This is a genomic window from Streptomyces sp. NPDC002130, from assembly GCF_040296465.1.
Lineage (GTDB): Bacteria > Actinomycetota > Actinomycetes > Streptomycetales > Streptomycetaceae > Streptomyces.
Genome location: NZ_JBEOXI010000220.1, coordinates 1 through 13,724, shown reverse-complemented (window position 1 = coordinate 13,724; position 13,724 = coordinate 1). Strand labels below are relative to the sequence as shown.

The window sequence follows — 13,724 nt, the reverse complement described above, 5'->3', positions numbered from 1 at the left end:
GTCAGCGAGGCCGCCCTGTCCAAGCACCTGCGCGTGCTGGCGGACGCGGGCCTGCTGGAGCGCCGCCGCGAGGGCTACTACGTCCTGTACCGGCTCGTGTCCGGGCAGGTGGCGGGCCTGACCCCGGGCCTGGAGAGCTTCCTGAGGGGCGACGACACCGCGACGTCATAGTGCCCGAGCCCAATCGGAGGGCGCCGAGTTCGTGCCGGCGTCCATATGCCCCAGCTCGTGGGAAGGGCAGCCTCGTGGAGACGCACGAGGAGGAAGCGCAATGATCCCTGATACGACGCGCATACGCGCTCCCCGGCCCCGAGTGGCCGCGCTGGGCGAGTACGCCATCGATGCCGTGCACGGGTTCGTGCCCGCCGAGGACCCGGTGGACGCGCTGCCGGTGTACTACGAACCGTGGGAGCGGCTCGGGCGGAACATCGCGGCCCTGATCATGACAGGGCGGATGCGCCCGGCGGTCGAATCGCTGCCCGTCCTCGCACCGGACCGGCTGCACTCCAGCGGGGAGCAGGAACGGGCCATGCTGCTGTTGTGCTCTCTCGCGAACGCGTACGTGTGGGCCACCGACACACCCGCGGATACGCTTCCGGCACCGTTGGCAGGGCCGCTCCACACGCTCGCCGAAGCCCTGGACCGGGCGCCGATCATCTCCCACGCCTCCATCGTGCTCCACAACTGGCGGCGCATCGACGCCGGCGAACCGCTGAGCATGTCGAACATCGACACCCAGGTGACGTTTCTCGGCGGCGTCGACGAGAAGTGGTTCTATCTGGCGACGGTGGGCGTCGAACTCGCCGGCGCTCCCGGGCTGCCCCTGCTCGTGCGGGCCCAGCACGCGGCGGCGGCCGAGGACCAGGCCGGTCTCACCGAGGCGCTGCTCGGTATCCGCGATGTCGTCGACAAGGTGACCGACGCGTTCCTCGACGTCGAGCGCTGGTGCGATCACTACGTCTTCTACCATCGCATCAGGCCGTTCCTCACGGGATGGTCCGCGCCGGGGCTGCGCTTCGAGGGTGTGGACCGGGAACCGCTGGTGCTGGCCGGCGGGAGCGCCGCACAGAGCTCCCTCATCCAGGCCTTCGACGCCGGACTCGACATACCGCACCCGCACGGGATGACAGCGGGATTCCTGACCGGCATGCGCGCACACATGCCCGCGCCGCACCGTCGCTTCCTGGAGGATCTCGAGGCCGGTCCATCGGTCCGTGAATGCGTCGAGCGCAACCGCGGCACCCACCCCCGGCTCGGCGACGCGTACAACGCGGCGGTGGACGCCCTGGTCCGGCTCCGGGCCCAGCACATCGGCATCACCGGGCGCTACATCAAGCGGTTCCAGAGCGACCAGGAGACCGCCAAGGGAACCGGCGGCAGCGACTTCGTCGCCTTTCTGAAGAAGTCGCGGGAGGAGACCACCGATCGGCTGCTGCCATGACAGCACCTGTGTACGGGGACTTCGACCAGGACCAGCTGGACGCCCAGTACTCACCCAGCAGCATGGTGGACGACATCCGGCCGTTCCTGGACGACTACACGGACCGCAGCCGTCTCGCCCAACAGGAGCTGGCCGCGGTGGCCCGCCGCGACCTGCGCTTCGGACCGGGAGACGACGATCGGCTGGACGTCTACGGTCCCTCGGGACCGGGCCCGGAAAGCCGACCCGCTCTGTTCTTCGTCCACGGCGGATACTGGCAGCAGCTGTCCAAGGAGGACACCGCGTTCCCGGCTCCCGCCATGGTGCAGGCGGGTGCTGTCTACGCCACTCCGGACTACACCCTCGCCCCGCGAGCCCGGCTCTCGGACATCGTCGACCAGGTGCGCAGGGCCTTCGTCTGGCTGTGGCGCCGGGCGGCCGACCATCGCATCGACCCCGAGCGGATCGTGGTCTCCGGATCCTCGGCCGGCGCTCACCTGGCCGCCATGCTGCTCGCCACGCCGTGGCGGCAGTGGGGTCTGCCCGCGGACCCCATCGCGGGCGCGGTGCTCTTCGGCGGGATCTACGACCTGACCCCGGTACGGCAGACCTACGTCAATGACGTCGTGGGCATCGACGGCAGCGAGGTCCAAGACTGCAGTCCGCTGTTGTTGACGCCTTCGGTCCGCTGCCCCGTGGTGATCGCCTGGGGGGAACGTGAGACGGACGAGTTCAAGCGGCAGTCGCGCGCGTTCGCGGAGCATCTGCGCCGGCAAGACTGCCCGGTCATCGCGTTCGAGCAGTCCGGGCGCAACCACTTCGACTCTCCCGTGGAACTCGCCGTGCCCACCGCCCGAGTTCATGCCGAGACCCTCCGTCTGATGCGTCTGGCCGCGGCTCGGCGCTGACCGCTTCACTCCCCGCCACCAGAGCGACCAGCCCGCTCATGACCACCTTCGGGCCCGCGGCGCTCAGCTTCGGCGCCGCCTTCAACTCGCATCGGTCATCCGGCTCCATTTCCCAGAAGGGTATTGCCTTGCTTGCGCGACCCACCGCCTCCGAAGCCGAGGCCCATCAGCTCGACGAAGCCCTCCCGGGGCACCGCGAGCTGTTCCACATACCGCCCGCCGACGGCGGCAGATACACCGAGACCGCGTACCTCGCGGGCAACTCCCTGGGCCTTCAGCCCAAGGCCACCCTCGCGGAACTGACACAGGACCTCTCCGACTGGAGCCGCTTCGGCGTCGAAGGCCACCACGACGCCGTACGCCCGTGGTTCGGCTATCACCGCCTGCTGACCGAGCCGGCCGCGCGCCTGGTCGGGGCACTGCCCGAAGAGACCGTCGTCATGAACTCCCTGACGGTGAACCTGCATCTGCTGATGGTTTCGTTCTATCGCCCCCAGGGCGAGCGGACACAGGTCGTGATCGAGGACAGCGCCTTCCCCTCCGACAGCTACGCGGTGCGCAGCCACGTGCGCTTCCGGGGCCTCGATCCGGACCAGGCGGTCACCAGGCTGCGTCCGCGTCCCGGGGAGGACTGCCTGCGCACGGAGGACGTCGTCGACTTCCTCGACCGGCAGGGACACACCGTGGCCCTGATGCTGCTGGGCGGCGTCAACTACCTCACCGGCGAGCTGATGGACATTCCCGCCATCACCGCGGCCGGCCACGCCGCGGGCGCGACGGTCGGCTGGGACCTCGCCCATGCGGCAGGCAACGTCCCGCTCCATCTGCACAACTGGGACGTCGACTTCGCCGCCTGGTGCTCCTACAAGTACCTCAACTCCGGACCCGGCGCTTTGTCGGGGGTGTTCATCCACCAGCGGCACGTCACCGACCGCGGTCTGCAGCGCCTGGAAGGGTGGTGGAGCACCGACGCCGCCACCCGGTTCCGGATGGAACCGGTCTCCCGTCCGCCGGCCACCGCCGACGCGTGGGCGATCTCCAATCCGCCGATTCTCGCCATGGGCCCGGTGCGCACCTCGCTGGAACTGTTCGACACCGTCGGCATGGCGGCGCTGCGGGGGCGCAGCGAGAAGCTGACCGGGTACCTGGAGGGACTTCTCGACGCGATCACCCTCACCCGTCCACTGACGTTGATCACTCCCAGGGACCCGCAGCGCCGAGGCGCCCAGCTGTCGCTGCGCGTCGGCCGTACGAGCGCGGCCGACCTGGCCCGCAGGCTGCGCCACGAGCACGGAGTCGTCGCCGACGCCCGCGAGCCGGACATCATCCGGCTGGCGCCGGTGCCCCTCTACTCCACCTTCCACGACTGCTGGCGGGCCGCCGACGCGCTGGCCCACTCCGTTCCGGAGGAAAGATGACCCAGACCGGCAACGCGGCCCCCCTCCCGTCTGGGCAGGCGGCCTTCGCAGGCGGGGACCAACGGCCCCCGGGCGAGCTCGTACGCTCGCTCACCCACCGCCAGACCACCATGATCGGCCTCGGCTGCGCGCTGGGCACCGGCCTCTTCCTGGGGTCCGGTTCGGCCATCGGCATAGCAGGCCCTGCCGTGATCCTCTCCTACATCGCGGGCGCGGTACTCGTCGCCATCATCGCCCGGGTGCTGGGGGCGATGACCATCGCCCATCCCGTGCGCGGCACCTTCGGGACCATCGCCCACCTCTATCTCGGCCCGTGGGCGGGCTTCGTCGTCCGGTGGCTGTTCTGGGCCGGAACGACGGTCGCCATCGGCGGCGAGGTGGTGGCCGCGGCGATCTACATCCGCTACTGGTGGCCCCAAGCCCCAATGCTCCTGCTCATCTCCGCCGTCGCCGCCGTGGTACTGGGCGTCAACCTCTTCAGCGTCGGGTCCTTCGGCTTCGCGGAGTTCTGGCTGTCGAGCGTGAAGGTGACCGCGGTGGTGGTGTTCATCGCGGCAGGACTGCTGCTGGTGTTCGTCGGACTGCCGCACACGCCGGCCACGGGCCTGGGAAACCTCACCTCCGGTGGCGGCTTCTTCCCCAACGGGCTGACGGCCGTCTGGACCGCCCTGTCCGTCGTGATGTTCGCCTTCGTGGGATTCGAGACCGTCTCCATCTCGGCGGCGGAGACAGCCGACCCCGCACGGTCCATCCGCACCGCGATGCGCGCACTCATCTGGCGCCTGGGACTGTTCTACATCCTGTCCATAGGGCTCATCGTCACCCTCGTGCCGTGGCGGGACGTCGCAGGCGGTGACGGGGGCGTCGACGGCAGCCCGTTCGTCCACGTCTTCACCCAGGTCGGCATTCCGGCCGCCGCCTCGCTGACCAACGCGATCGTGCTGATCGCGGCGATCTCCTCGGCCAACGCGCAGCTCTACGCGGCCAGCCGCTTCCTGGACTCCCTGGGCCACGACAGATGCGCCCCCGCCGCCGTGGCCCGTCTCAGCCGCCGCGGGGTCCCGGTGCGGGCCCTGCTGGTCTCCGCCGTCGGCATCGTCGCGGCAGCCCTGCTGGCCGCTTTCAAGGTCAACAGCGTCTTCAACCTCCTGGTCTCCGTCGCCATCTTCTCCGTCCTCCTGGTGTGGCTGCTGATCCTCGCGTCCTACCTCGCGTTCCGCCGCTCCGATCAACCGGCCGCACCGCAGGACCTGCGGGTTCCGGGCGGCGCCTGGACGGCCTGGGCGGGCATCGCGGGTGTGCTGGCGGTGGCCTCGACCGCCGCAGTGGTGCCCGTGATGGCGCAGGCCGCCTGGGTCGGCTCCGGCTTCACCCTCGCCCTGCTCCTGGTCTACGCCCTCAAGGTCCGCCACGTGATGCGCCGGAACGCACCCGTCGCGCCGAACAAGGAGGCGGGCGAACCCGACTCCCAGGAGGCACCCCATGTCCGCTGAACCCCTGCCCGTCATCCGCAACTTCGTCGGCGGCACCTTCACCGAACCCGACGAGGAACGCTGCTTCACGAAGACCGACCCGGCCACCGGCACGCCCCTCGCCCAGGTGCACGAGGCGGACCGGACCCTGGTCGACCGCGCGGTCCGCTCGGCGCGCGGCGCCCTGGCGGACGGCTGGGCCCACACTCCCGTACGGGAACGCACCGCGCTGCTGCGCCGGGCGGCCGACCTGATCGAGCAGCGCTTCGAGGAGTTCGTGGCCGCGGAGGTCGGCGACACGGGCAAGCCCGTGACCCAGGCCCGCGAACTCGACGTCGCCCGCGCGATCGCCAACTTCCGCACGTTCGCCGACATCGTGGCCGCGGCCGGCCAGGACTCCTACCTCACCGACCTGCCGGACGGACGCCAGGCCCTCAACTACGCGGTGCGCAAACCGCTGGGCGTGGTGGCCGTGATCGTGCCCTGGAACCTGCCGCTGCTGCTGCTCACCTGGAAGGTCGCCCCCGCGCTCGCCTGCGGCAACGCGGTGGTCGTCAAGCCCAGCGAGGAAACCCCGTCCACCGCGGCCTTGCTGGCCGAGGTGCTGGCCGATGCCGGTCTGCCCGCCGGGGCCTACAACGTCGTGCACGGCTTCGGCGCCGGCTCCGCGGGCGAGTTCCTGGTGACCCATCCGGGCGTGGACGGGATCACGTTCACGGGATCGTCCGCCACCGGGACCGAGGTCATGCGAGCGGCGGCGCCCGGGGTGCGCCCGGTGTCCTTCGAACTCGGCGGCAAGAACGCCGCGATCGTCTTCGACGACGTCGATGTCGACGAGACGCTCGACGGGCTGTCCCGGTCGGTGTTCACCAACACGGGCCAGGTGTGCCTGTGCACCGAGCGGGTCTACGTCCACCGGGCCGTGTTCACGGACATCGTCGACGGCCTGGCCGAGCGGGCCGGCCGGCTGCGGCTGGACGACCCGTTCAGCGCGCACACCACCACCGGCCCGCTGATCTCCCAGGAGCACCGGCGCAAGGTGCTGCGCTACTACGACCTCGCCGAACAGGCAGGCGCCAAGGTCGTCACCGGGGGCGGCACTCCGGACCTCGGGCCCGGCCTCGACGGCGGCGCCTGGATCGAACCCACCTTGTGGACCGGGCTGACCAACGCCGACCGCCCCGTACGCGAGGAGATCTTCGGTCCCGTCGCCGCGCTCATCCCCTTCGACACCGAAGAGGAGGCCATCGCCCTGGCCAACGACACCGACTACGGTCTCGCCGCCGCCGTGTGGACCAACGACCTGCGCCGCGGCCACCGTGTCGCCCAACGCATGGACGTGGGCATGGCCTGGGTCAACACCTGGTTCCTGCGCGACCTGCGCTCTCCCTTCGGCGGTGCCGGGCTCTCCGGCATCGGCAGGGAAGGCGGCGCCTCCTCCCTCCACTTCTACACCGAGCCCACGAATGTGTGCGTGCAGCTATGACGACCGACACCGACACCGAGCCGGCCACACACGCCCCGCCGACCGGAGGAGACGACGCCGTCGAGGCCGCCGTCTCCCGCCTGACCCGCGCAGCCGCCACCCGAACGCCCTGCGCCCCCGTCCGCGACCTGCTCGGCGACACCGGCATCGACACCGCCTACGAGGTGCAGAGCCGCCTCGCCTCCGCACGGCTGGCCGCGGGAGCACGAAGGGTCGGTGCCAAGATCGGCCTGACCGCGCCCGCCGTACAGGAGCAGTTCGGCGTCTTCGAACCCGACTTCGGGATGCTCTTCGACGACATGGTCCTCGCCCACGGCGAGCCCGTCGCCCTGGACCGCTTCATACAGCCGCGCGCCGAGGGGGAGATCGCCTTCGTCCTCGACCGTGACCTCGACCGGCCCGGCGCCACCGTCGCGGACGTCCTGCGCGCCACCGCCTTCGTCCTGCCGGCCGTCGAGATCGTGGACTCCCGCATCGCCGGATGGGACCTGACCATCACCGACACCGTCGCCGACAACGCCTCCAGCGGCGCCGTCGTCCTCGGCACCGTCCCGCACACCCTGACCGGGCTCGACCTGGCCCGGGTCGGGATGACGCTGTACCGCGACGACGAGCCCGTCTCCTTCGGTGCCGGTCACGCCTGCCTCGGCTCCCCGGTCGTCGCCGTCACCTGGCTGGCGCGCGAACTGGCCCGCCGGGGCCGGCCCCTGTGCGCCGGCGACGTGGTGATGTCCGGTGCCCTGGGACCGATGGCGGAGATCACCCACGGCGGCCGCTACCGCCTGGAACTGGACGGACTCGGCACGGTCGAGGCCCTCATCGAGCCCCGTACGGAGGACAGCGCATGAGCACCGGAACCACCGCCCGGGCCGACGGCGTCAAGGTCGCCGTCCTGGGCTCGGGGAACATCGGAACCGACCTGATGGTCAAGGTCATCCGGCAGTCGGAGACCCTGCACATGGCGGCCCTGGTGGGCATCGACCCGGCCTCCGAGGGCCTGGCGCGCGCCCGGCGCCTGCACGTGGCCACCACCCCTGCGGGAATCGACGGTCTCCTGGAGATGGACGAGTTCGCCGACGTCCGGATCGTGTTCGACGCGACCTCGGCCGGCGCCCACGCCCGGCACGCCGAAGTCTGCCGCGCCCACGGCAAACTGCTCGTCGACCTCACGCCGGCCGCTTCGGGGCCGCTCACCGTCCCCTCGGTGAACCTGGAGAAGCACCTCGCCGCCGACGACGTCAACATGGTCACCTGCGGCGGGCAGGCCACCGTACCCGTCGCCGCGGCCGTCTCCCGGGTGACTCCGGTGGCCTACGCCGAGATCGTGGCCTCCCTCTCGACCCGGTCCGCCGGGCCCGGCACCCGCGCCAACATCGACGAGTTCACCGAGACCACCGCGCGGGCCCTGCGCGAGGTCGCGGGCGCGGCCACCGCCAAGGCCGTCATCGTGCTCAACCCGGCCGACCCGCCGGTCTCCATGCGCAACACCGTCTACTGCGTCGTCGAGGACGCCACGGTCGGCACGCTGCGCGCCATCGAGGACTCGGTGGGGCAGGCGGTCTGGGACGTCCAGGAGTACGTGCCCGGCTACGAACTCGTGCAGGACGTGCAGTTCGACGCCCTGCGGGAGGTGTGGATCCCGCACCTCGGCCGGCATGTGACGGGCACGCAGGTCACCTGCTTCCTCCAGGTCCGCGGCGCCGGCCACTACCTGCCGGAATACGCCGGCAACCTCGACATCATGACCTCCGCCGCCCTGCGGACAGCCGAGCGCATGGCCGAACTCCGAGGATGGGTGAGCAAGTGAACCTCTACGTCCAGGACGTGACCCTGCGGGACGGCATGCACGCCGTCGGGCACCGCTACACCACCGCCCAGGTCCGCGACATCGTGGCCGCACTCGACCGGGCCGGGGTGGACGCCATCGAGGTCGCCCACGGCGACGGCCTCGGCGGCTCCAGCGCCACCTACGGCTTCGGGGCCCACACCGACGAAGAATGGATCCGGGCCGCGGCCGAGGTGATCGAGAACGCCACCCTCACCACCCTGCTGCTGCCGGGCATCGGCACCATCGCCGACCTGCGCCGGGCCCGTGCCCTCGGCGTGGGCAGCGTGCGCGTGGCCACCCACTGCACCGAGGCCGACATCAGCGCGCAGCACATCGCCTGGGCCCGCGAGAGCGGCATGGACGTCGCCGGGTTCCTGATGATGAGCCACATGGCCGCCCCGGCCCGACTCGCCGAACAAGCCCGGCTGATGGAGTCCTACGGAGCCCACTGCGTCTACGTCACCGACTCCGCCGGCCGGCTGACCATGAGGGACGTCGCCGAACGCGTCGACGCCCTGCGCCAGGTGCTCGCCGACGACACGCAGATCGGCATCCACGCGCACGAGAACCTGTCGCTGTCCGTCGCCAACAGCGTCACGGCCGTCGAGCACGGGGCACTGCGCGTGGACGTCGCGCTCGCCGGACAAGGGGCGGGCGCAGGGAACTGTCCAGCGGAGCCGTTCGTCGCCGTGGCGGACCTGCTCGGCTGGCGCCACGGCTGCGATCTGTTCGCCCTCCAGGACGCCGCCGAGGACCTCGTACGGCCCCTGCGGGAGCGGCCCGTCCAGGTCGACCGCGACACCCTGACCCTCGGCCGCGCGGGCGTCTACTCCAGCTTCCTGCTGCACGCGGCACGCGTGGCCGCGCGGCACGGGCTCGACTCCCGCCTGCTGCTCCAGGAGGCCGGCCGCCGCGGGCTGGTCGGCGGCCAGGAGGACCTTCTCACCGACATCGCCCTGGACCTGGCCCGTGTGCCCGCCGAGGCAGGAGAAACAGCATGAGCACCCCCGATCGCCTGGAACTGGCCCTGCGTCTGCACACGGCCGCTCACCGGCGCACCCCCGTCCCCAGCCTCGCCGACACCCACTCTCTCGGCATCGACGACGCCTACGCCGTGCAGGAAGCCCTGGTCAGTCTGCGGCAGGCCGGGGGAGAGCGGCTCACCGGCGTGAAGCTGGGCTTCACCAGCAAGGCCAAGATGGCGCAGATGGGTGTCTCCGAGATCATCGTGGGACGCCTGACCGACGCCATGCGCATCGGCGACGGCGCCGAGGTGGACCTGTCGGACTTCATCCATCCCCGGGTCGAACCGGAAGTGGCGTTCCGGCTGAGCCGACAGGTCGATCTCGACGACCCCGCGACCGACATCGCCTCGTGCGTGGACGCGGTCGCACCGGCCATCGAGATCATCGACTCCCGCTACCAGGACTTCCGCTTCACCGTCACCGACGTCATCGCCGACAACACCTCGGCCGCCGGTTACGCCGTCGGCTCCTGGCACCCGCTCACCGACGTCGCGAACAAGGCGGTGCGGCTGCGCACCCCGCAGGCGGAGGCCGTCGGATCCACCGCGGCGATCCTCGGAGCACCCCTGGCCGCCCTGCACGCCCTGCTCGACATCTGCCGCAGGCGCCGTATCCCCCTCGCCCCCGGGCAGATCGTCCTGGCCGGCGCCGCCACCGCCGCCCTGCCGCTCACCCCCGGCGTCACCGTCTGCGACATCGCGGGGCTCGGCACCGTAACCCTGAAGGGCCGCTGATGAACACCGCACGCGTAGTCGACGGGCAGGCCGCCCCCCGAGGACGGTTCCCGCACGTCAAGGTCGTCGGCGACCTCGTCTTCGTCTCCGGCACCAGCTCCCGCAGGCCGGACAACACCTTCGCGGGCGCCGAGGCCGACGCCCTGGGCACGACCACCCTCGACATCCGGGCCCAGACCCGCGCCGTCATCGAGAACCTGCGCGCCATCCTGCGGTCGGTCGGCGCCGACCTGGAGGACATCGCCCAGATCACCGCCTACCTCGTGAACATGAACGACTTCGGTGGCTACAACGAGGTCTACGCCGAGTACTTCGACGCCCACGGCCCCACCCGCACGACGGTCGCCGTCCACCAGTTGCCGCATCCGCACCTGCTCATCGAGATCCAGGCCGTGGCCACCCTCAGCCGCCGCTCGGGACACTGACCCGCCATCTCTCAAGGAGACACGTCATGACCGCCCTCCCCGAGGTCATCCACTTCCAGAAGTGGATCGACGACCACGCCCACCTGCTCAAGCCGCCCGTGAACAACCGCACCATGGCCCTGGGCGCGGACTTCATCGTCCAGGTCGTCGGCGGCCCCAACCAGCGCACCGACTACCACGTCGACCCGTACGAGGAGTGGTTCCACCAGGTGCGCGGCGCCATGTACGTCGACGTCATGACCGAGGACGGCCCGCGCACCGTCCACATCCGGGAGGGCGAGACCTGGCTGCTGCCCGGGAACGTGCCGCACTCCCCGCAGCGCCCGGAAGCCGACAGCATCGGCCTGGTCATCGAACGCGTCCGAGAGCCGGGCACCCTGGAGAAGTTCCAGTGGTACTGCCCCGCCTGCCACGCCCTCGTCCACGAGGTGGAGCTCCAGGTCACCGACATCGTGGCCGACCTGCCCCCCGTCTTCGCCGCCTTCTACGACGACCGGCAGGCCCGGATCTGCGGCTCCTGCGGGGCCGAGCACCCCGGGAAGGGATGACCCCGTGTCCGAGCACTCGCACGAGGCCGACACCATCGACGTCCACACCCACTACGTCCCGCACGGCTGGCCCGACCTCCGCGCCGACGCCGGTCCCCAGGCGCCCTGGCTGCGCGTCGAGTCGGAGGCCGACGCGATGATCATGCTCGGATCCCGGGAGTTCCGGCGAATCGGCGCCGAGTGCTGGGACGCCTCGGCCCGTCTGAAGGACATGGACGCCGACGGCATCGGCATGCAGGTCGTCTCACCCACGCCGGCCTTCTTCCACTACGGCCGCAGCGGTGCCGAGGCGGCACGGATCGCACGGATCTTCAACGACCTGGCCCTGGACATCGTCGCCCCGGCCCCCGACCGCCTCGTCCCCTTCTGCCAGGTGCCGCTGCAGGACCCCGACGCGGCCTGCCGCGAACTGGAACGCTGCCTGGCCAACGGGCACCGGGGAGTCGAGATCGGCAACCACGTCGGCGACCACGACCTGGACAGCGCGGGCGTCGTCACCTTCCTCCAGCACTGCGCCCTCCTGGAGGTGCCGGTCTTCGTTCACCCCTGGGACATGGACGACTCACCCCGACTGCGCCGCTGGATGGCGCAGTGGCTGACCGCCATGCCCGCCGAGACCCATCTGTCGCTCCTGGCGATGATCCTCGGCGGGGTCTTCGACCGTGTCGACGACCGGCTGAAGATCTGCTTCGCGCACGGCGGAGGATCCTTCGCCCTCTGGCTCGGACGCATGGACAACGCCTGGCGGGGCCGCCCCGACGTGGTGGGCACCTCCGAACACCCGCCGTCGCACTACATCGGCCGGTTCCACGTCGACTCCGTCGTCTTCGACCCGAGCGCCCTGCGCCTGCTGGTGGACACCTACGGCGCCGGACAGGTCATGGTCGGCAGCGACTACCCGTACCCGCTGGGCGAGCGGCCCGCGGGCCGGGTCGTGCGCGAGAGCGACTTCCTCTCTTCCGAGGAGAAGGCGTCGATCCGCCGGGGCAACGCCGAACGCTTCCTCGGGCTCGCCGGTTGAGAGGCGGTGCCCGGTGCCGGGCCAGGACCAGTGCACAAGCCGCCTAACATGAATGCCGGACCTGCGGAGGTGGGTGAGATGTCCCAGCTGGGCCGCGACGGCACGGCCGGCCGGCGTGAAGACCTGTTCTCGGTCATCGACGCCGCCGGGGAACTCCTCAACGTGCCGATCGTCCTGGAGGACACAGAGTTCCGGGTGCTCGCCTGGTCGAAAGGACAGCAGAGCGCGGACGAGGAAAGGGTCTCCGGAATCCTGGAGCGGCAGGCCCAGCCCTGGCTCGTCGAGGTGCTGCGCTCCCGGGGGGACATCGCCCGCCTGATCGCCTCCCCGGAGCCCGTCTTCCTGGACCCGGCCTCCGACCGGGCCAAGCCCCGGATGGCCTGCCGGGTCCAGCACGACGGTCCGCACCTGGGATACCTGTGGGCCAGCACCCAGACCCCGTTCGACCCACAGCAGACGGCGCACTTCCGCGCCGCCGCACAGACGATCGCCGTCCGCATGAGCCGCGACGGGCAGGGCACCACTGACCATGACGACCTGGAGGCCCTCCTGTTCGGGACGGCGGACGCCGAACAGGCCGCCGCGCGGCTGGGGCTGTCCACCACCAAAGCCACTGTCCTGGCCGCCGCGCCGGGCCGGCCAGCGCATGATGCGGCCTTCGGCGAGACCCCGTCGGACATGCTGCGTCTGTACCTGACGACCGTGCACCCCCGCTCCCTCGTCACCCGGCACGACCGCGCCACCTACGCGGTGCTGCCCTGGCCGGCATCCACGGACGACACCGAGGCCAGGGCCCGCTCGGTGAACGTCGCCCGGGACCTGTGGGACCGTGCGGCGCTGCGGGAGCGCATCGTGCTGGCCGTCAGCTCCGCCGTTGCGGAACCCGGCCGGATCCCGTACGCCAGATCCCACGTCGACCGGATCACCGGACTGCAACAGCAGTACCCGTCGGCCCCCCGCGTCGCCGCCTTCGAGGACGTCCAGCTGCTGTACGCCCTCTCCCGGCTGCGGGGCGCCCTCCGCCAGGACGGCGAGACCCTGGGCGGCGCCGTCTCCGCACTGGAACGCCACGACCGGCACCAGCACACCCAGCTCCTGGCCACACTCCGCTGCTACCTGGACCATTTCGGCGACACCAACGCCGCCGCCGCGCAGCTGCATCTGCACCCGAACACCTTCCGCTACCGCCTCCAACGCATCAGAGAGGTGAGCGGCTTCGACCCGCGTGACGCGCAGACGCGCTTCCTGGCGGAACTGCACCTGCGCATGCGCGATCTGGGGATCCCCGACTGATTAGTGTTCCGACGAATAAGTTGAGCGGTGCGGGGCCGCCGAGGACCCTTTCGGCATGGCACTGCTCAGCGACCGCAACCTCCTGCTGCTCTTCGTCGGCCAAGGCGTCTCCCGACTCGGCGACGGCCTGTACACCGCCGCCGTCG

The 13,724-nt window shown here is 71.0% G+C and carries 14 protein-coding genes; all 14 read left to right on the top strand.

From position 1 onward, the window contains the following. Positions 1-171, top strand: a 171-nt coding sequence (locus ABT116_RS31730) for an ArsR/SmtB family transcription factor (RefSeq protein ID WP_502983971.1), incomplete at its 5' end; no start/stop codon positions are given. Positions 172-271: 100 nt separating this feature from the next. Next, positions 272-1,441 (top strand): indoleamine 2,3-dioxygenase, encoded by a 1,170-nt coding sequence (locus ABT116_RS31725; RefSeq protein WP_351640857.1) that lies wholly within the window; start codon positions 272-274, stop codon positions 1,439-1,441. After that, positions 1,438-2,328, top strand: a complete 891-nt coding sequence (locus ABT116_RS31720) for an alpha/beta hydrolase (protein WP_351640855.1) — start codon at positions 1,438-1,440, stop codon at positions 2,326-2,328. The genes ABT116_RS31725 and ABT116_RS31720 overlap by 4 nt, the downstream gene beginning before the upstream one ends. A 128-nt stretch (positions 2,329-2,456) precedes the next feature. After that, positions 2,457-3,746 carry a kynureninase gene (gene kynU, locus ABT116_RS31715; protein WP_351640853.1) on the top strand — a complete coding sequence of 430 codons (1,290 nt, stop codon included), beginning with the start codon at positions 2,457-2,459 and terminating at the stop codon, positions 3,744-3,746. After that, positions 3,743-5,239 carry an amino acid permease gene (locus ABT116_RS31710; RefSeq protein WP_351640851.1) on the top strand — a complete coding sequence of 499 codons (1,497 nt, stop codon included), beginning with the start codon at positions 3,743-3,745 and terminating at the stop codon, positions 5,237-5,239. The genes kynU and ABT116_RS31710 overlap by 4 nt, the downstream gene beginning before the upstream one ends. Next, positions 5,229-6,704 (top strand): 2-hydroxymuconic semialdehyde dehydrogenase, encoded by a 1,476-nt coding sequence (locus ABT116_RS31705; RefSeq protein ID WP_351640850.1) that lies wholly within the window; start codon positions 5,229-5,231, stop codon positions 6,702-6,704. The genes ABT116_RS31710 and ABT116_RS31705 overlap by 11 nt, the downstream gene beginning before the upstream one ends. Continuing rightward, on the top strand, positions 6,701-7,552 hold the full coding sequence (locus tag ABT116_RS31700) for a 2-keto-4-pentenoate hydratase (protein ID WP_351640848.1): 852 nt from the start codon (positions 6,701-6,703) through the stop codon (positions 7,550-7,552). Before ABT116_RS31705 ends, ABT116_RS31700 begins: the two co-directional genes overlap by 4 nt. Then, a complete protein-coding gene (locus ABT116_RS31695; RefSeq protein ID WP_351640847.1) occupies positions 7,549-8,511 on the top strand; it encodes an acetaldehyde dehydrogenase (acetylating) in 963 nt (320 codons plus the stop codon). Before ABT116_RS31700 ends, ABT116_RS31695 begins: the two co-directional genes overlap by 4 nt. After that, complete coding sequence (gene dmpG, locus ABT116_RS31690; RefSeq protein WP_351640846.1) at positions 8,496-9,533, top strand: 4-hydroxy-2-oxovalerate aldolase; 1,038 nt, start codon at positions 8,496-8,498, stop codon at positions 9,531-9,533. The genes ABT116_RS31695 and dmpG overlap by 16 nt, the downstream gene beginning before the upstream one ends. Continuing rightward, positions 9,530-10,291 carry a 2-keto-4-pentenoate hydratase gene (locus tag ABT116_RS31685; RefSeq protein WP_351640844.1) on the top strand — a complete coding sequence of 254 codons (762 nt, stop codon included), beginning with the start codon at positions 9,530-9,532 and terminating at the stop codon, positions 10,289-10,291. Before dmpG ends, ABT116_RS31685 begins: the two co-directional genes overlap by 4 nt. After that, positions 10,291-10,716, top strand: coding sequence for a RidA family protein (locus tag ABT116_RS31680; protein ID WP_351640842.1), 426 nt, complete (start codon positions 10,291-10,293; stop codon positions 10,714-10,716). Before ABT116_RS31685 ends, ABT116_RS31680 begins: the two co-directional genes overlap by 1 nt. A gap of 26 nt (positions 10,717-10,742) precedes the next feature. Further along, positions 10,743-11,264 (top strand): 3-hydroxyanthranilate 3,4-dioxygenase, encoded by a 522-nt coding sequence (locus ABT116_RS31675; RefSeq protein WP_351640841.1) that lies wholly within the window; start codon positions 10,743-10,745, stop codon positions 11,262-11,264. A gap of 4 nt (positions 11,265-11,268) precedes the next feature. Continuing rightward, the gene (locus ABT116_RS31670; RefSeq protein WP_351640840.1) at positions 11,269-12,285 is read left to right on the top strand and encodes an amidohydrolase family protein; all 1,017 of its coding nucleotides are present in this window, start codon (positions 11,269-11,271) and stop codon (positions 12,283-12,285) included. A 78-nt stretch (positions 12,286-12,363) separates the two neighbouring features. After that, positions 12,364-13,578: a PucR family transcriptional regulator gene (locus ABT116_RS31665; RefSeq protein ID WP_351640838.1), complete on the top strand. Its 1,215-nt coding sequence runs from the start codon at positions 12,364-12,366 to the stop codon at positions 13,576-13,578. The last annotated feature ends 146 nt before the right edge of the window (positions 13,579-13,724 follow it).